Source organism: Paenibacillus sp. FSL W7-1287, assembly GCF_038004245.1.
Lineage (GTDB): Bacteria > Bacillota > Bacilli > Paenibacillales > Paenibacillaceae > Pristimantibacillus > Pristimantibacillus camelliae.
In genome coordinates this window covers 4,222,107-4,241,924 of record NZ_JBBORD010000001.1, presented here as the reverse complement: position 1 = coordinate 4,241,924, position 19,818 = coordinate 4,222,107, and the positions used below count along the sequence as shown (strand labels likewise).

Here is a 19,818-nt window from a genome sequence, read left to right as displayed (position 1 = left end):
CAGCATATACGTAGCACAGTAGACAATTTTCACTATGAATTATATGATAATGGCATAGAATCCAAATTACTGGCTAAGTGACTTATATGCCTAAAGATTACTTTTGAACACTAACATTATACAAAAACGTTTCGGGGGTGAATTGCATGTTGCGTGTGTTATTGGTGGATGATGAGACGTTTTTTCGTCAAGGCCTGCGAGCGATTGTAGATTGGCAGGCGTGCGGTTACGAAGTAATCGGTGAAGAGGATAATGGAGAAGATGCTTTTCAATTTATTATGAAGGAACGGCCTGATGTTGTGATTACGGATATCCGCATGCCGGAGGTAGATGGGCTCGAGCTGATTCATAAGGTGGTCCAAGAAGAGAAGCTAAATACAAAGTTCATTATTGTAAGCGGTTACGATGAATTTAAGTACGCACAACAGGCAGTCAGATATGGCGTGTGTGATTTTTTGCTTAAGCCTATCGATGAAGCTGGACTGGAGGAAACCTTGCAGCAGCTTGCTGAATCTATACATCGGGAATCACGCCAGCAGGAAAAATCAATAACCCATCAAAATCAAGAGCTGCTTAGCCAGCTGGAGCACGCTGCACTTACAGACGAGCAGCTAATCGATATTTATATGAGATTGGGGCTTGATTATGACAGCGATCATTATTTCGTATTAATGGAGTACCATCCAACGGCGGAAAGCCGTAAGCAGGAGCTGCTAGGTTACAATCAGCTTCAGCACATGGTGCATACGATTCAGGCACTACTTCCCGACTTAGGCATGAAGCTAATATTTCCGCAGAGAGGTCAGCTTGGCATTATTGTGCCATATTCGTTTCTCCATAAGCATTCCTCGATCGAGATGCTTGTAAGGCAGCTCTACAATCGTTTAGCTGTTAACCAGGAGCTATATATTTTTTATAGCGATAAATGTACGGGCGTACATTTTTTACCAAAATCATATCGGGAGGCGCTTCATGCCTCGCAGTTCAAGTATATCGACGATCGTGTATTGTTTGATTATGCACAGCTAAAGGAGCTGGATCTCCGTACAATTATGCTTCCATCGGAAACGTATAAGGATCTGCTGCATGAGATCGAAAGCAACGATGGAGAAAGAATTGAACAGGAGCTTGATGCTTTGCTGGAGCAATTCGGCAAGCAGCGCTGCTCCGTTGAAGCAATTAAGGCTACCATTCACAAGCTAGTAGCGGATTGTCTCCATATCGTACAAACGATGCAAATTGATAAGGAGAGACTTAGTCATTTGCATGAGCTTATTGGCTGGGATTCATCCTATATGAATCGAACGACACTGCGTGAGCTGCTACTCTCATTCGCCCTGGATTGCAGCCACTGCATTGCAGAGGAACGAAAGGAAATGGCGAAAGGTGGTATTCAGCGCATTAAGAAGTATATTGATCAGCATTACGCGGAACCGATCAGCTTAAAATCAATTGCAGCGCATTTTTACATTAACCCAGTATATCTAGGGCAGCTGTTTAAGAAAAACTACCAGCTGTACTTCAATGAATACTTGCTGCAGCTACGTATCCAAGAGGCAAAAAAACTGCTTCGCCAAACGGATCTTAAAATCTATGAAGTAGCTGAACGCGTAGGCTTCAGCCATCCTGAATATTTTGTATCTCAATTCGAGAAGCATGAAAAGCTTTCCCCCACAGCATACCGTCAGACATTTAAGAGTAATGCAGGTGAGCAATAATGAAGCTAATCCATCGTATAAAGCAGAATCTGCATCTTGATGATATCCGATTGCGTAACAAATTTTTTATGATGTATATCCTATGTGTATTTATTCCAATCATACTCACGAATGTCATCTTTTACAATTTAATGAGTAGTAATGTTCAGGAGCAGCGGATGGTGGACATTAAGCTATCGTTAGATCAGGTTCATTTGGAGCTTGAACGAATGATTGAAGCAGCTGTCAGTGTATCCTGGGTATTCTACACCGATTACACGCTATATTCCATGCTGGATGCACATTATAGTAATCCTGCTGATTTCGTAGAAGCCTATGACAACTATATGCGTCGCGTCATAAACAGCTACACGCCAGTATATACCTCCGTGCAAAATATAAAGATCTATGTCGATAATCCTATGGTGCTGCATTCAGGTGGTGTCGCATTCCTATCGAATAAAGTACGTGATACTGATTGGTATAAAACGCTGGATCTCAGAACGCCCAGTGAGGCAATATTCGTGAAGGCCTACAAGGAAGATAGCATATCGTTTGGTCGAACGGAGCAGTTTAAGGACACCTTTAATATCATTCGTGTGATGGATTATTTCGACTCGCTCGGTACGTGGGATAAAGTATTGAAGATTGAGCTTAAGACGGAAGCTTTTGACGTCATACTTGGTAACTTGAATATTCCTGGAAGTGTGTATTTGGTTGATCCAGACGGTATCATCCAGTATACGACGAACCGAAACATTAATTGGCGAGAGGAGCAATTAGCTATCGATTCGCTTCATACAGGCAGTCACACGGTTGTGTTTGAAGGCGAACATTACGATATGCTGCCATTGCAAGGCTGGAACATTGTAGCCCATGTGCCGGAGTCTCAAATTATGCATGAGGCGCCAGAGGTAAGACAGTACGTGCTATGGATTGCAATCACCAACATATTGCTGGCGACGATCATTATCGTAATCATCTCCCGTTCGGTTACGAAGCGGCTTGGCTTTTTGCTCCGTCAGATGAAGCGTGTGAAGAACGGTAACTTCGACATTGTCAATAATAGGGATGCGCTCGATGAAATCGGACAGGTAACGAGTGAATTTAACCGAATGACGCTACAGATCAGCTCGCTCATTAATGACGTGTACGTAGCAGATATTAAAGAAAAGAATATGGAGCTGGAGCATCGGTATGCTCAGCTAAATGCACTGCAAAGCCAGATCAATCCACACTTTTTATTCAACGCGCTGGAAACGATTCGTATGCGCAGTATGATGAAAAACGAGACGGAAACAGCCAAAATTATACACAATATGGCGAAGATTTTTCGCAGTTCATTAACCTGGAAGCGCGATAAGGTGAAGCTAAAGGAAGAGGTCGATTTTATTGTCTGCTTCTTAGAAATTCAAAAATATCGCTTCGCTGATCGTTTAGATTATAGCATCGAGCTTGATCCAGAGGCTGAACGTTGCCTAGTTCCTAAGATGATTTACCTACCTTTCGTTGAGAATGCATGTATTCACGGGGTTGAGAAGGTAAAGCAAGGCGGTAAGGTTACCATCTCACTCAAGCTTATAGAAGACCAGCTGCATTTTCACATCCATGACAATGGTGCGGGGATGAACGAGGAGCAGGTACAGCGTATCTATTCTTATCTGGAGGAAACGAAGGACCTTGGCGAACGGATTGGCATGCAAAATGTAATTTATCGGTTAAAGCTGTTTTATGAAGACCAATTCACTTTTACCGTGCAAAGCGAACAAGGTGTAGGTACTTCGATCCATCTCATCATTCCTGTGAACCATTAGAAACTATAGTTTTTATATTAGATTCTAAAGTTCTCTCACTGCGTATGGTTGGCTCCTCTTGTTACAATGTAAGTGCTTACAACAAATATTAAAGGGGATGAGTCGCATGAAAAGAAAAACTCCGGTGTATGTTGCAGCAATGCTCGTACTTGTGCTTGCGTTAGTTATTACGGGCTGCTCTGGCAATAACAGTGGTGGCACGACTACTAACAACAACTCAAGTACTACAACACCTTCTAACAGTGAGGGTGGCAGTGATGAAAAACCATTAGAAAAAGTAACATTTACTTACTTCAATGGTGCTGGTGCAGCGAAAGATATTAATACGAATGAAACAACAATCGGTAAAATTCTAGAGGACCAAACAGGTGTTAACTTCAAAATTGAAAACCTTGTTGGTGACCTTAACACGAAAATCGGTACGATGACAGCATCAAGAAAGTACCCTGATGTACTAATTCCAGATGCTGCAATTGATGAAGTTCTAGGAGCTGAAGGTTTTATCGACCTAACAGATCTTATTGAGGAGCACGGTCCAAACATTAAAAAAGCATTTGGCAATGATTTAGAGCGTCTAAAAACAGAAGACGGTAAGCTTTACTACTTGCCGATGTCTGCACAGGTTGGAGAGTTTATTCCAGACCCTAACATTGGTCAAGGTGCATTCTGGGTACAACGTCGTGTATTGAAGGAAGCAGGCTATCCAGAAATTAAAACGATTGATCAGTATTTCCAACTCGTTCGTGATTACGTAAAAAATCATCCGGAAGAGGATTTAACAGGCTTTATTGCACTAACGCATGACTGGAGATTCTTCGCTACGACTAACCCTCCAATGCACTTGGCTGGTTATCCTAACGATGGTGAAGTAATCGTAGACATGAACACTCATGAAGCTAAGGTATATGCAGCTAATGAGGATACAAAGCGTTATCTGAAATTATTGAACGAGCTTAACGCTGAAGGCTTGTTTGATAAATCTTCATTCATCGACAACTATGATCAATACTTGGCGAAACTAACGAGTGGAAAAGTAGTCGGTTTCTTCGATTACGGCTGGCAAATTGGTAATGCGCAAAACGTGTTAACGGATGCAGCGAAAGCTGATCCATCACAAGATGACTTTGTATACTTCCCACTTCCAGTAACATTTGATGGACAAAAAGATCAATACCTAGATCCGCCATCCTTTGTTAAAAACCGTGGTATCGGTATTACGATCAGTGCGAAAGATCCAGTTCGTATCGTTCAATACTTTGATAATCTTCTAAAAGAAGAAAACCAAATTCTAAGAGGCTGGGGTATTGAGGGCGAAACATTCGAAATCGATGAGAATGGTCGTTACTATCGTACAGCTGAGCAAATCGCTAAAATTGATGAGTCTTTCCGCGAATCATTTGGTTTCAAATACTATGACTGGAACTGGCCAATCTATGCTACAAGCTCCACGTTGTCAAATGGTAACGCTGCAGCACCAGGCGTTCAACCAGAAGTATTCCAAATGAGCTTAACTGAGGCTGATAAAACAATTCTTAACGCTTACGGCGCACAAACTTACGCAGAAATGTTTGCTAATCCAGACGAGCGTCCATGGTTCCCAGCATGGGGAATTCCGAAAGAGCAAGGCTCACCAGAGCAACTCTATGAAACGAAGAAAACTGAAATTACTCGTAAGTATTTCCCTAAACTCGTTCTTGAGGATCCAAGCAAGTTCGAAAGCAACTGGGAAGAGTATCTAAGCGAGTTCAATAAGCTGGATACAGCAGGCTATGAAGCATTCGTAACTGCAGAAGTGAAAAAGCTTGTTGAAGAAGCGAAATAATTGAAGCTTAAGTGGGACCATGCGGTGGAGTGAGCCTCCATCGCTGCGGTCCCTTCTTTCAACCATAGATTGCTTGACGTGAGAGAGGAGAATTCACAATGGAAAAAGTGGAGGTAGCTGAAACTGTTCATTATCCGAAAAAGTCGCCAAATAAGTTTTTGCAATTTTTGAAGCAATGCGGAAAACAACATGCACTTTTAGTAATGACGATTCCATTTTTAATATGGCTTTTTATATTTAAGTATTTACCAATATGGGGTTGGACCATTGCTTTTCAAAACTATAGACCGAGTAAAAGTTTTGCGGAACAGGAATGGGTTGGCTTTCAGCACTTTGCGTTTTTGTTTGAGGACGAGCGGTTTTTAAGAGTATTGCGTAATACATTAGCAATGAGTGGAATTAATCTAGTACTAGGCTTTGTCACAGCCATTGCATTAGCACTTTTATTAAATGAAGTTCGCGTTGTTGTGTTTAAACGGGTTGTACAAACGATAAGTTATTTGCCTCACTTTATTTCTTGGGTTGTCGCAGCAGGGATTGTGCAGCAGACGCTATCGCCAGATGGCATTATTAATGAACTGTTATTGCGATTTGGATTAATTAAAGAAGATATATTATTCCTTGGTATTGGTGAGTACTTCTGGGGGATATTCGGAGCTGCGCATGTCTGGAAGGATGTAGGTTGGAATACAATTGTATATTTAGCTGCCATGACAATGATCGACCCGGCACAGTATGAAGCCGCAGAGATCGATGGTGCAGGTCGAATACAACGAATGTGGCACATTACGTTGCCAGGAATTAAGTCCGTAATCGTTGTCCTGCTTATTATGAATATTGGTTATCTTCTAGAATCTGGCTTTGAGCCGCAGTACCTATTAGGAAACGGTATGAACGTCGACTATTCAGAGAATATAGATATCTTTGTGTTGAAATACGGGATAGCACAAGGTAACTTCTCTTTATCGATAGCTGCAGGGATGTTCAAAACAGTTGTCAGCTTCATTCTGCTGTTTGCAGCCAATAATATCGCGAAGCGCTTAGGCGAAGCGAGACTTTACTAGAAAGCAGGTGAGATGATGCGTACAAATTTTTCAACAAGCGATAAAATATTTGATTACGTAAACTATGCTTTGTTGACATTATTAATGATTGTAACGCTCTATCCATTCTTAAATACACTAGCCATTTCATTTAATGATGCGAAGGATTCTATTCGTGGTGGCATTTATCTATGGCCAAGAGAATGGTCATTGGACAATTATCGTTATGTCCTCTCAGAAAAAAGCATTTATAACGCAACCGTCATTTCTATCCTAAGAACAGTAATTGGTACAGTAGTAACCGTTTTTTGTTCTGCTATGGTAGCGTATGCGATCAGCAGACAGGATTTTGTTCTGCGCAAGTTCGTAACAGTTGCGTTTATTTTGACAATGTATATTAACGGTGGATTGATTCCTAACTTCCTATTAATTCGTGACCTTAACTTACTAGATTCGTTTTGGGTATATATATTGCCAGGTATTATCGGGGTATTCAACCTTATTATTATTCGCTCCTTTATTGACGGACTTCCGGAAAGCATTCTGGAATCAGCTAGAATCGATGGAGCTGGTGACTATCGTACGTTCTTCAGCATCGTGCTGCCGTTATGTGTGCCCGTGCTTGCAACCGTTGCGCTGTTCAGTGGTGTGTTTCAATGGAACTCATGGTTTGACGTGTTCTTATACAACTCCTCTACGATTGAACTAAGTACGCTGCAATATGAGCTGCAAAAGATTCTGCAAAACTCTAATGCTTCAATGACACAGAAGACAGCAGGAGATGCGTTCGCGGGGGCGATGCAAAACCAAGGTCAGGTAACACCTACTGCTGTTCGGGCAACGATGACGATCGTCGCATCTGTGCCAATTATTATGGTTTATCCATTCCTACAGAAATACTTTGTTAAAGGTATGATGGTCGGTGGCGTAAAAGGTTAAATTTACACAGTAACATCTATACTTTGACACGTTCGAATGATGCTCGAATTGCTTTATAATGGTCTACATTCAAGCTATTTTACAACTAAAATAAATAGAAATGGATGATGGCAGATGACGAATGCAGTAAAGCAAGGTGCTTACTATACGGGACAATATCGCAATCTGTTTGCTGAATACGGTTACAGTGAAGCAGATATTGCCGCAAAGCTTCAGCACACATGGGATGCGTTGTTTGGCGATGACGAGACAACGAAAATTTACTATGAGCTGGACGAGGACAAAGGCTATTTGCTAGATACAGGTAACCATGATGTTCGCTCTGAAGGCATGTCTTATGGAATGATGATGGCCGTTCAATATGACCGTCAGGATATTTTCGATAAGCTGTGGAACTGGACATACAGCTTCATGTACATGACTGAGGGCATTCACAAAGGCTACTTTGCATGGTCCTGCCAGCCTGATGGGACGCGTAATGCTCAAGGGCCAGCACCAGATGGTGAAGAGTTTTTCGCGATGGCGCTATTTTTCGCTAGCAAGCGCTGGGGAGATCGTGAGGCACCTTACAATTATAGCGAGCAAGCGAAGGACTTACTTCGTACTTGTCTTCATCAGCAGCCACCGGGCTTTCCAATGTGGAATCCAGAAAACAAGCTGATTAAGTTTGTACCAGAGGTGGAATTCTCAGATCCGTCGTATCACCTGCCCAACTTCTATGAGTTGTTTGCGCTGTGGGCACATGAAGAGGATCGTACCTTCTGGAAGGAAGCTGCGCAAGCAAGTAGAGATTATATTAATATAAGCTGTCACCCGGTTACAGGACTTGCTCCTGAATACGCACATTATGACGGTACTCCGAATCATATTCGCGGCTTTGGTTATTTCTTCAGTGATGCGTATCGTGTTGCTGCTAATATCGGCTTAGATTATGCATGGTTCGGCGTTGATGCTCGTCAGCAGGATATTGCAAATCGGATTCTTGCATTTTTTGCAGACAAAGAGCCGGATGATTATCGCCGCTATACCATCGAAGGGAAGCCTTTCGAAGAAAAGTCGCTTCACCCTGTAGGATTATTGGCGACCAATGCTCAAGCAGCATTAGCAGCTAGCGATGAGCAATTGGCAAAAGCAGCTGTTGAATTATTATGGAATACACCGCCACGTACAGGCGATCGCCGCTACTATGACAATTGCCTTTATATTTTTGCGATCCTTGCATTAAGCGGTAACTACCGTATTTATGCATAATAATTTCTTGCAGCAATAACGATTCAATTACGATATCAACAACTGCATCCATTCAAAGAGGCTTATCCACGGCTAATTCAACGCTGTCGGATAGGCCTTTTTTGCAGCTTCATTATCGCAGGCCAGTAGAGCTACAGCGATGTAGCAGAGCTCGTTACCAATAATCACCTTTTAGTATTGGTACTTGACGCAGTAAGCCGTAGTCATTCATAATATTGTCGAATAACGAATGATAGCATTTACATTCCCATTTAAGTAACTGTTGTTCGCTTCGTTATCATTTGTGCAGATGAACAAACCATTATGATTGTCACAATGAATTCTCACAATATCGCCATAACGATGTTCTATAACAAAGCACTAGCCAATGAATAGCACACTGTAAGGAGAGGGATCGATGAACCAACTTAATCAGGCTGTACTTCCAGCTGCTCGCAAGATGAAGGATGTAGAGGCTGTTCTAGAATCTTCTCATCACTATATGGTATTGCTTGGCGGTCACATCGGACAGTTAAAGGCGATCGTTGACTTGATCAAAGGACATAACAAGCAAGTTTTTCTTCATGCTGATCTGATAGACGGATTGAAAAACGATGAGCATGCAGCTGATTTTCTATGTCAATCGATTCGTCCAGCAGGTATTATCTCAACAAGAGCAAGCGTTGTCATGCGAGCGAAGCAGAGAGGGTTAATAGCCATTCAACGTATGTTTTTAATTGATAGTGATGCGATCGAGCGGAGCTATCGTGTGATTGAGAAGGCAAGTCCTGATTACATCGAGGTGCTGCCAGGCATTATTCCGGAGATGATTCAGGAAGTGAAGGAACAGACGGGCATCCCTGTTATTGGTGGAGGCTTGATTAAGACGCATCAGCATATTACGGAAGCATTAGATGCAGGAGCAGCAGCGATTACGACCTCTCGAAAGGAATTATGGACCTATCGCAAATGATAGAGAGTAAAGGAGGAGTTCGTATGGCAACATTCATGATGTCGATTGATCAAGGGACAACAAGTACACGGGCATTATTGATTAATAAGCAAGGCGAAGTTATTGAGATTGTACAGGAAGAACTGCCATTAATTTATCCTGATCCTGGGCATGTAGAGGTTGATGCGGAGTACATATGGGAGTCAACCTTGCGTGTAGTGCGACAGCTGTTACAAAAAGCTAACGTTGAGGCGAAGGCCGTACAAGGGATCGGGATAACGAATCAGCGGGAAACGACGATTATATGGAACAAAGAGACAGGGAAGCCAATCTATCATGGTCTAGTATGGCAATCACGTCAAACCTCAGCGCTATGTGAGCAGCTAAAAGCAGAAGGGCATGAAGAGACCTTTAACAAGAAGACAGGACTCGTCATAGATCCTTACTTTTCTGGCACGAAGGTTCGATGGGTGCTTGAGCATGTTGATGGTGCGAGGGAGCTTGCTGAGCAAGGAAAGCTATTGTTTGGTACAGTGGAGAGCTGGTTGATCTGGAAGCTGACGAACGGCCGGGTGCATATTACTGACGTATCGAACGCATCTCGGACTCTGATGTTTAATATTTATACTCGCGCATGGGACGAGGAGCTTTTGCAATTGCTCACAGTCCCATCGTCTATGCTGCCTGAGGTGAAATCTTCCTCCGAAGTCTATGGCTATCTTGATGAGGGTGTGGTAGGCTACCCGATTCCTATCGCTGGCGCAGCAGGAGATCAGCAGGCGGCGCTGTTTGGCCAGCAGGCTTATCATGTTGGAGATACGAAAAACACGTACGGAACTGGCTGCTTTATGCTAATGAATACGGGTGAGAAGCCGATTTCCTCTAAGCATGGTCTGCTTACAACGATAGCCTGGGAGATTGATGGTAAGCTAGAGTATGCACTGGAAGGAAGTGTATTTATAGCTGGTGCGGCGATTCAATGGCTGCGTGATGGCTTGCGCTTGATTGAGGATGCTGCAGAAACCTCAGAGGTTGCAGCTAGCTTAGAATCGTCAGAAGGCGTCTATGTTGTACCTGCTTTTGTAGGGCTGGGCACACCGTATTGGAACAGCGATGTACGTGGTGCGATGTTTGGGATCACAAGAGGGACATCGAAGGCACACTTGATTCGAGCAGTACTAGAATCGCTAGCTTATCAATCTCGTGAGCTGCTTGCGGTCATGCAAGAGGATTCAGGCGTTAAGCTATCGAAGCTGGCAGTAGATGGCGGTGCAATTCGCAATGATTTTCTGATGCAATTTCAAAGTGACATCTTAGGCGTAGTAGTAGAACGACCAGCTGCAAGTGAATCCACTGGACTTGGAGCAGCGTTTTTGGCTGGTCTTGCTGTAGGCTACTGGAGTGGCAAGGAAGAGCTTACTACGCTGCGTAAAAGTGAACGTGTTTTCATACCGCAAATGGAAGAAGCAAAGCGAGAGCAGCTATTCAAGGGCTGGCTTCGTGCTGTGAAGGCGGCAATGGCATTTTGTGAGTAATTGTGATATACTGACGACAAGTTAATAATGGTTGGAGATATGGAGAAACCGCGAATGCCGTTCATATGAGCTTTTATGCTCGTACAGAACGGCTTCCGAGGTTTCTCTTTTTTGTTTTATCTGCACGAATTAAGGGAGATGAGAGCATGAGAAGACAGCGTGAGGAAGAGCAGTTTAGTGTGTTGCATCGTACGCAAACGCTAGAGAGGATGGCTAGTGAACAGCTTGATCTGCTAGTCATCGGTGGGGGAATCACTGGAGCAGGTATAGCTCTTGACGGCGCAGCAAGAGGTCTAAAGCTAGGCTTAATCGAGATGCAGGATTTTGCAGGCGGCACATCGAGCCGCTCTACAAAGCTTGTACACGGTGGACTGCGTTACTTGAAGCAATTGGAGATTGGTGTTGTCGCTGAGGTAGGGAAGGAACGGGCCATCGTATACGAAAATGGACCTCATGTGACAACGCCAGAGTGGATGCTGCTGCCTTTATATAAGGGAGGTACATTTGGCCCCTTTACAACATCCATCGGTCTGCGAGTCTACGATTTTTTAGCAGGTGTAAAACGAAATGAGCGCAGAGCGATGCTTACTGCTCAGCAGACGAGGGCTAAGGAGCCTTTGCTGAAGGAGGAAGGTCTTAAAGGCGGCGGCTACTATGTGGAATATCGAACGGATGATGCTCGCTTAACGATCGAGGTAATGAAGAAAGCGTATGAGCTTGGCGCCCTTGCTGTGAACTATGTAAAGGCTGAGCAGCTGCTGTATGATGATAATCATAAGCTAGTCGGTGTTCAGGTGCGTGATGTTACGACCGATCAAACCTATAAGCTATATGCTAAGAAAATGATTAACGCAGCGGGCCCTTGGGTGGATACGATTCGTGAGATGGACGGCTCGAAGAAAGGAAAGACGCTGCGTCTAACGAAGGGAGTTCACCTTGTATTCGACCAGTCTCGCTTTCCGCTAAGGCAGGCAATATATTTTGATATTCCTGACGGGCGTATGGCCTTTGCCATTCCACGTGAAGGGAAGACCTATTTCGGAACGACAGATACGAATTATACAGGTGACGCGGCAAGTCCAATGATAACAGCAGAGGATCGCAGCTATTTACTAGCTGCGGCGAACAACATCTTTCCGAGTCTTCAGCTGCAGGATGAAGATATAGAATCGAGCTGGGCAGGACTGCGCCCACTTATTCACGAGGAAGGCAAATCACCGTCTGAAATATCCCGCAGAGACGAGATATTCGTTTCGGATACGGGGCTTATATCGATAGCAGGAGGCAAGCTGACCGGCTATCGTAAAATGGCAGAGAATGTTGTCAATAAAACACTGGAGCTTCTCGCAAGCGAGGGTCGTCCATTACAGGTGTCGAACACTTCGACGCGGAACATTCCTATTTCCGGTGGGGAATTCGGCGGCTCCCACAACATGGCAGCCTATATGGATACTAAAATTGAAGAGCTTACGCTGCTGCCTATCAGCAGAGAGGACGCTGCTGTGCTAGTCAAGCGTTACGGTACGAATATCGATACGATCTATTCGATGGCGCAAGACGCGATTGCTTGGGGCAAGGCGTACCAGCTGTCTACTCTACAAGCGATCATGCTTAAATATTCGCTACAGTACGAGATGACGGTTAAACCAGATGATTATTTCATTCGACGAACTGGGGATCTGTTTTTCCGCATTAATGAGGTGGAGACCTGGAAGGAGCCCGTGCTTCAGGCGATGGCCGCTGAGCTTGGATGGTCAAGTGAACAACTAGAGCAATATCGCACAGAGCTTGAACGCAAGCTTGCCGAGGCAAAGCAAGCACATCCGGATCGGTAAGTTGTATAACGTTGTATGCATAATAGAAAACTAGACTCGTTGTATATGGAAAGTAAATATACGGGTAGCTAGAATAAATAGTAATCAGTAGTTAAAGATCAAAATGACAGGCAGGATTAGAGAGCATAGATGAGTGGAAAGGGATTGCGCTACGATAGGTAATCCCTTTTTTTGTATGATTATGCATAAAAATTAGTATAATAGTATCTTTATAAAAAAATATGTTGACACCTTATTCTAAATCCGATAGGATTACTGTGTATTAACTACTTCATTGACTTTAAGCAATGAATAACTAGGAACAGACATAAAGGGGAGAGTTAAATGAAATCTAGCAAGTTGTATTCATTAGTAATGTTATTACTGGCAGCCGTATTGGTTGTTACTGCATGTGGAAGTAATAATGGCGGCTCATCTTCATCTAATACGCCTAAAGTTGAAGTAGAAAACCTTCCAGCTGCATTAGTTGAAAAGGGAGATATTAAAATTAAAGTCATCCGTAAAATCGGTGGCGACGATCATACAGCACAATTTCTAGCAGGAGCGAAGAAAGAAGGAGAATCACTTGGTTTTCAAGTCGATACGTTTTCTGCTAATGGCGATACATTAAAGTTCCATGAAGCACTTGAGCAGGCAGCTAATTCAGATGCTGATGCGGTCATTGTTTCACACGGTGACGATCAAACAGCAGTAGAGCTTGTTCAAAATATTAGAGATAAAGGCATTGAGGTTGTCACGTTTGACTCACTTGATGAGATGCAATCTGTAGAAGGTGTGACGACGACTTCTCAGGATGATCGTTCACTAGCTACACTTGCACTTGATCATTTGCTTGAAGAAACAGGCGGGGAGGCTAACATTTTTTATCTTTGGGTAGATGGTTTCCCAGCCATGGTACGCCGCAACGAAGTATATCAAGAAGTATTGTCTGCTAATCCAGGCATCGTAGAGCTTGAACGTTTCGGAGTAGCTAGCGCTAATACATCTGTCGATACGCAAGATGCGGTAGCAATGCTTTTGGCTAGATACCCAAAGGGTGAGCTGGATGCGATCTTTGCAACATGGGATGCATTTGCGATTGGTGCTTACCGAGCACTCGTAGAAGCGGGTCGTACAGAAGTTAAAATCTATGGTATTGACGTGTCTAATGCGGATCTAGAAGCTATTCAAGCAGAGAACAGCCCATGGGTATCTACAGCTGCTGTTGATCCAAAGCTAATCGGTGCAATCAATGTACGTCTAGCTGCTAAGAAGCTTGCTGGAGAAGAGACGCCTCCAACGCATAATCTTGAAGCAAGCCTAATTAAACAAGCCGATCTGGCAGCTGCAGCTGAGCCAGTGAAGGAAGATGAGCTGAGCTCTATTATTCCAAGCTGGGGCACTAGCGATGCATTCCTTGAGGATTGGATGAAGGACCTTAAGGCAGCAAACGAGAAGTAATGCTTGCATCATTTATATGAGTTCAGCGTATACGAACCAAAATACTAGTAATCGTTAATAATCAATATTAATAATGAGCTTTTCATCGTACAATAGCAATATAGCAATGCGTAGAGCGCCCTTCTCATTCTAGCTATGAGGAAGGCGCTCTATATCCTGTTGAAGGTGGTGGGAGCAGTTGAAGCCTAACGAAAAAGTCAAGCTGGAAATGAACGATATATCGATTGCCTTCCCTGGTGTACAAGCATTGTCTTCTGTAAACTTTCAGATGATGTCAGGTACATCACATGCATTAATAGGCGCAAATGGAGCGGGTAAGTCAACGCTAATGAAGGTGCTAGCTGGAGCGTATGACCATTACACTGGCAGTATAACCTTGGATGGGAAGCAGCTGCCAATCCGTAAGCCCAAGGATGCCAAGGATTATGGGATACAGATTGTGTATCAAGAGGTAGACATGCTGCTTATTCCAAATCTATCAGTAGCAGAAAATATTATGCTGGAGAAGCTTGTGCATGACTACAAGGGGAAAAGCATTGTAAGCTGGAAAAAAATCCACAAGGAAGCAGCGGAGATTATGACGAGTGTTGGGTTGGTGCTGCCAACAGGAAAGCTCGTTCAGGAGCTGACACTAGCAGAAAAACAGCTCGTGCTGATCGCGCGGTCGCTAACGATGGATTGTAAATTCCTTATCCTTGATGAGCCGACCGCGCCACTTAGCGATAGTGAAACGTCTCGTTTATTTGCATTAATTGAGCGATTGAAGCAAGAAGGAGTCGGCATTATATTTATATCCCACCGTCTACCAGAGCTGTTTCAAATCTGTGATGACATTACCATTCTACGTGATGGACAGCACGTAATCTCCGCACCTATTCATTCGATGGATCAAGCACAGGTTGCGCAGCATATGCTCGGCACACAGCTAGAAGCACAATTCCCTGAACGATCCTCCCATGCAGGCGAGCTTGCCTTCGAAGCGGACAACATAGCAGACGGTGATAAGGTTCATGGCGTTTCTATGCATGTACGTAAGGGAGAGATAGTGGGCATCGCTGGTCTTGTTGGGGCAGGAAAAACGGAGCTGTGCCGTATATTATTCGGAGCAGCACCTAAAACACAAGGTGACATTCGGCTAGACAGCAAGCGGATCAGCTATAAAGCTCCGCATCAAGCGGTTGCACACGGAATAGCAATGATTCCTGAGGAGCGTCGCCGTGAAGGAATATTTGTTGAGGATACGGTTGGTGTGAATTTAACGATTGCTAATCTTACGCCACATACGAGAGCGAAGACGTGGCTTAGCCGAGCGAAGGAAAGACTCGCTGCACAATCGATGATTAGTAAGCTGGGCATTAAGACGCCTAATGACATAACACGTGTCGCTAACTTATCTGGCGGTAACCAGCAAAAGATCGCCATTGGCAAATGGTTGCTCGCTGATGCCGAGGTGTATATTTTCGATGAGCCTACCAAAGGCGTCGATGTCGGAGCGAAGCGGGATATCTACAACCTGATCGCTGAGCTTGCTGAGCAAGGGAAAAGCGTTATCTTCGCCTCAAGTGAAATGGATGAAATGATCGGAATTACCGATCGAATGTACGTCATGTATGACGGGAAGGTAGCGAAGGAGCTCGTAACTGCTCAAACGTCAGAGGAAGAAATTATGTTTTATAGTACTGGAGGACAAGCAGGATGAAGGCAGCAAAAGTCAGCGGCAAAGGAATCAATTGGTTTGATTTTCTTTACAAGTACGGAACATTAATTACCATCGTATTGTTGATAGCATTTTTTGGCCTTGCTACAGATAATTTCTTAACGAAGGAAAGTATTATCGGAATCTTTCGCTACATCTCGATTACAACGATCATTGCGATTGGTTTAACGCTGTCCTTAGCGGTCGGTGGCTTTGACCTGTCCGTAGGCTCTACCGCTTCATTAGCGAATGCAGTCGTTATATCTATGTTTGTGTGGCACAGTCAAAACATGTTTGTAAGCATCCTTGTCGTCGTTGTGCTGTGCGTGCTTGTTGGTGTCATTAATGGTTTTCTTGTCACGAGCTTTAAGATTCAAGATATGCTTATGACGCTTGCTACGATGTTTGTCATTCAAGGGGTTGCCTTAACGTATACACGTGGTGCAACCATCTCAAAAAATATGATTATGCCTAGCGGTGATTACGCTCCAGGCTCCATTCCAGCAGTATTTGGGCAATTGGGAAAACAACCATGGATCATAATTATTATGCTCGTTGCCGTACTGATTGTTCACCTATTGCTCACGAAAACGAAGCACGGCCGTTATATGTATATGATTGGTGGTAACGCTGAAGCGGCTAAGCTGTCTGGGATTCCGGTGAAAAAATATCGTTTTATTGCTTACGTGCTAGCAGCATTGTTTGCTGGAATTGGCGGTATGGTTCTAGCTGCACGTGTTATGACAGCTGAAGTGAATGCGGGGGCTCCGTACTTGATGGATGCCGTGGCCGCAGCCTTTATCGGCTACTCCGTGTTAGGCTCTGGTAAGCCGAACGCATTCGGTACGTTTGTTGGTGCTGTATTGATCGGGATACTATCGAATGGTCTCATTATGTTGTCTGTACCGTATTATGCAATGGACATTGTTAAGGGAGCGGTGCTCGCGCTAGCGCTTGGCATTACCTACTATAAGCGTAAGCATTAATAGGTTTGACAGCTACGTACGGCTTTACAATTCGAATTCGACTTCTACTAGAAAACGACTGCCTTTGTGCACTGCACGCCAATGGTTAAACACATCTAACCATTGACCTGTAGTGCAGTGGTGGTCGTTATTTTATTATGCGACTTAACGATGGTCTTTATATGTTCTCTTATATCTCTGACGTCTTTTTATAGCTGCTTACGTTCTGTCACGTCTACGCATATTTCGTCCCATATATGAACGCGCCATTATTTTGTTAGACCAACGACCATAGAATATATCAATTTTATATGAGAATGCATCATTGTAATCATAAGGGGTGTCCATTAAAGTCTAACTTGAAAGAGTAGTGAGATGTGTAAGCGTTTTCTGTGTTGTGACATGTTTAAGCAAATATGTGTAGTAGAAGGGAGCGTTAGTCATGTTAAGGCTAGTTAAAGTTGAGAATGGTTTAGTGCAAGGCTTACCAGCAGCTGATCCCCGCATTACAAGCTTTAAAGGAATTCCGTTTGCAGCACCGCCTACAGGTGAGAATCGCTGGAGAGCACCTCAGCCTGCTGAGGATTGGGAGGGCATTTATAACGCGTATGCCTTTGCTCCGGTTTCTATGCAGGTTAGACAGGAGATAGATGATAACAATATTTATACGCGAGAGTGGGCAGTTGAGCCTGACATTGCCATGAGCGAGGACTGCCTTTACTTAAATGTATGGACACCTGCGAAGGACCCTTCTGAAAAGCTTCCGGTATTTGTATGGTACTTTGGCGGGGGGCTCCAGGTTGGTCATACTGCCGAGATGGAGTTTGACGGAGAGCGTATTGCTAGACGAGGGATCGTCGTCGTTACGATCAATTATCGCCTGAATGTATTTGGCTTTTTAAGTCATCCAGACATTACGGCAGAGGCACCAGAAGCACCCGCTAATTTCGGACATCTCGACCAGCAGGCAGCCACAAGATGGGTAAAGCGCAATATAGCCGCATTCGGCGGTGATCCTGACAATATGACGATTGGCGGACAATCTGCTGGTGGAGGAAGCGTCATGAGCCAGCTAACCTCGCCACAGAACGAGGGATTGTTTCAGAAGGCGATTGTTCAAAGCGGCGTATTTACACCATTGTATCCAGGGAATCGAATGCCTAGATTTAGAAGAACCTTAGCAGAGGCTGAGCAGGAAGGCGTTACCTTTTTCGAATATTTAGGTGTGTCCTCTCTTGCAGAGGCACGTGAGCTTGACGCCGTTTATTTACGTGACAAAGCGGTCGCTTATAAAGGCTTTTGGGGGACGGTGGAGGATCAGAAGTTCAGTGTTGGCAACCCATTTGAGTTGTTTATGGAGAATAAGCGCCTAATGGTGCCGGTAATGCTAGGACATACCTCCTCAGAATTCTTCAGTGCTCCGAATGTTAGTAGTATTGAGGAGCTGCGACAAATGGCTGAGGAAATGTTCGGCGATGATGCTGAGAACTTTTTAAAGCTATGTCAGATTGATTCAGCTAATGTTGCATTGTCTAAGGAGAAGGCTGCGGTGAGCAGCATTGAATATGCGATACGGGTATTGGGTCATGAAAACACCAATTCTGGTGCGAATACGCCTATGTACTATTATAACTTTGACGCCGACATACCGGGCTGGGACAATCCGGGCACATTCCATTCGGTCGATCTTTGGTTTTTCTTCGAAACGCTTGCTAAGTGCTGGCGTCCATTTGTCGGGAAGCATTACGATCTAGCACGTCAGATGTGTAATTACTGGGCGAACTTTATTCGTAGCGGTGATCCGAACGGTGAGGATAGCACGGGTGACCAGCTACCGACATGGGCACCCTATACGTCAGATGCACCATACGGAATGCTTTTTGCGGAAAAATCAACATTTTTGGAGCAGCAGCCAAGTGATATGATGCAGTTTCTTGTGCAGCAATATTTTAAGAAAAACAAAAAATAAACTAATCAATTTAGGGGCAGCCTACTAGCTGCTCCTAAATTGATTAGGCGTAACACCGGTCACCTTTTTGAATTGTCTAATGAAATGCTCGACATTTTGATATCCGCATCGAAAAGCAATCTCTGTAACGCTATCCGTACTATGACTTAAATGCTCCTTAGCTAGACTAATACGGCTTTCAATAACATCCTCCATACAGGTTACTCCGAAAGCTTTTTTATACATCGTTTGCAGGTAGCCGGGGCTGATCATTAGCTGCTCCGCCATTTTTTGAACCGTCCAGTAATCGTTAGGATTGTTTTGAATTGCGTTACGCAGCTGTAATAGATTGTAATACTGTGGTGTGAGTTTAGTTTGGATGTTGGATTCGAGCAGCTTATTGAACAATAATCGAAGCAAGTAATCTATGGAGGAACGTTTGTAGTCTCTATCATAATTGTGTTCTATCGTTAATAGCTCCATTAGCTTATGGCAGAAGATAGGATCGTTTAAGGAAAATGGTACACCGAGCGGGAGTGACGTTTCTGTAATGTACGGCTCTTTCGTTTCAAAGCGAAGCCAGTCATTCTTGAATTCGTCAGCACAAGCTTTATAATAAACCTTTTGCTGGGGACGATAAAGGATAGCGCTATGAGCGGGGTATTGTTGAAGAGTACCGTCGACCCAGAATTCAGCAGGTGTTTTCGTCATAACGAGCAGCCAATGATAGCCTACAGGAACATCGATTACGAAATCGCTAGCATGTGTCCGATTACATTCAACATAGTAAATATGCGTCATCCTAATCCCCCTTATCTATTGAACCTATTATAGCATAGGAGAGTATGTGCAATGATAGCGTGCTAAGGGAGGATATTTAAGGGTAATTCAGAAGTACTACT

The 19,818-nt window shown here is 43.9% G+C and carries 14 protein-coding genes; 13 read left to right on the top strand and 1 reads right to left on the bottom strand.

Features of this window, described 5'->3' with window-relative positions; all coding sequences use genetic code 11:
* Window positions 1-146: 146 nt before the first annotated feature.
* The 13 genes from NSQ99_RS19030 to NSQ99_RS18970 all read left to right on the top strand — a co-directional run bounded on the left by NSQ99_RS19030 (window position 147) and on the right by NSQ99_RS18970 (window position 18,937).
* Window positions 147-1,718 (top strand): response regulator transcription factor, encoded by a 1,572-nt coding sequence (locus NSQ99_RS19030; protein WP_251667332.1) that lies wholly within the window; start codon window positions 147-149, stop codon window positions 1,716-1,718.
* The gene (locus NSQ99_RS19025; protein ID WP_340838506.1) at window positions 1,718-3,511 is read left to right on the top strand and encodes a sensor histidine kinase; all 1,794 of its coding nucleotides are present in this window, start codon (window positions 1,718-1,720) and stop codon (window positions 3,509-3,511) included. Before NSQ99_RS19030 ends, NSQ99_RS19025 begins: the two co-directional genes overlap by 1 nt.
* A 106-nt stretch (window positions 3,512-3,617) precedes the next feature.
* Window positions 3,618-5,333 (top strand): extracellular solute-binding protein, encoded by a 1,716-nt coding sequence (locus tag NSQ99_RS19020; protein WP_251667335.1) that lies wholly within the window; start codon window positions 3,618-3,620, stop codon window positions 5,331-5,333.
* Window positions 5,334-5,431: 98 nt separating this feature from the next.
* Entirely contained in the window at window positions 5,432-6,397 is a 966-nt protein-coding gene (locus NSQ99_RS19015; RefSeq protein ID WP_251667337.1) for an ABC transporter permease, read from the top strand.
* Between the two features lie 12 nt (window positions 6,398-6,409).
* Entirely contained in the window at window positions 6,410-7,315 is a 906-nt protein-coding gene (locus NSQ99_RS19010) for a carbohydrate ABC transporter permease (protein WP_251667339.1), read from the top strand.
* Window positions 7,316-7,429: 114 nt separating this feature from the next.
* Complete coding sequence (locus NSQ99_RS19005) at window positions 7,430-8,566, top strand: glycosyl hydrolase family 8 (RefSeq protein ID WP_251667340.1); 1,137 nt, start codon at window positions 7,430-7,432, stop codon at window positions 8,564-8,566.
* 397 nt (window positions 8,567-8,963) lie between these two features.
* On the top strand, window positions 8,964-9,518 hold the full coding sequence (locus tag NSQ99_RS19000; protein WP_340838505.1) for a glycerol-3-phosphate responsive antiterminator: 555 nt from the start codon (window positions 8,964-8,966) through the stop codon (window positions 9,516-9,518).
* 23 nt (window positions 9,519-9,541) lie between these two features.
* Window positions 9,542-11,032, top strand: coding sequence for a glycerol kinase GlpK (gene glpK / locus NSQ99_RS18995; protein WP_340838504.1), 1,491 nt, complete (start codon window positions 9,542-9,544; stop codon window positions 11,030-11,032).
* Between the two features lie 146 nt (window positions 11,033-11,178).
* Window positions 11,179-12,867 carry a glycerol-3-phosphate dehydrogenase/oxidase gene (locus NSQ99_RS18990; protein ID WP_340838503.1) on the top strand — a complete coding sequence of 563 codons (1,689 nt, stop codon included), beginning with the start codon at window positions 11,179-11,181 and terminating at the stop codon, window positions 12,865-12,867.
* Window positions 12,868-13,191: 324 nt separating this feature from the next.
* On the top strand, window positions 13,192-14,307 hold the full coding sequence (locus NSQ99_RS18985) for a sugar ABC transporter substrate-binding protein (protein ID WP_251667343.1): 1,116 nt from the start codon (window positions 13,192-13,194) through the stop codon (window positions 14,305-14,307).
* 178 nt (window positions 14,308-14,485) lie between these two features.
* Complete coding sequence (locus NSQ99_RS18980) at window positions 14,486-16,006, top strand: sugar ABC transporter ATP-binding protein (RefSeq protein WP_340838502.1); 1,521 nt, start codon at window positions 14,486-14,488, stop codon at window positions 16,004-16,006.
* Window positions 16,003-16,989 carry an ABC transporter permease gene (locus tag NSQ99_RS18975; protein WP_251667344.1) on the top strand — a complete coding sequence of 329 codons (987 nt, stop codon included), beginning with the start codon at window positions 16,003-16,005 and terminating at the stop codon, window positions 16,987-16,989. Before NSQ99_RS18980 ends, NSQ99_RS18975 begins: the two co-directional genes overlap by 4 nt.
* 421 nt (window positions 16,990-17,410) lie before the next feature.
* Window positions 17,411-18,937, top strand: coding sequence for a carboxylesterase/lipase family protein (locus NSQ99_RS18970; protein WP_340838500.1), 1,527 nt, complete (start codon window positions 17,411-17,413; stop codon window positions 18,935-18,937).
* 24 nt (window positions 18,938-18,961) lie between these two features.
* On the opposite strand, the gene NSQ99_RS18965 is transcribed toward NSQ99_RS18970, so the two are convergent.
* Window positions 18,962-19,717, bottom strand: a complete 756-nt coding sequence (locus tag NSQ99_RS18965) for a helix-turn-helix transcriptional regulator (protein WP_340838498.1) — start codon at window positions 19,715-19,717, stop codon at window positions 18,962-18,964.
* Window positions 19,718-19,818 lie beyond the last annotated feature (101 nt).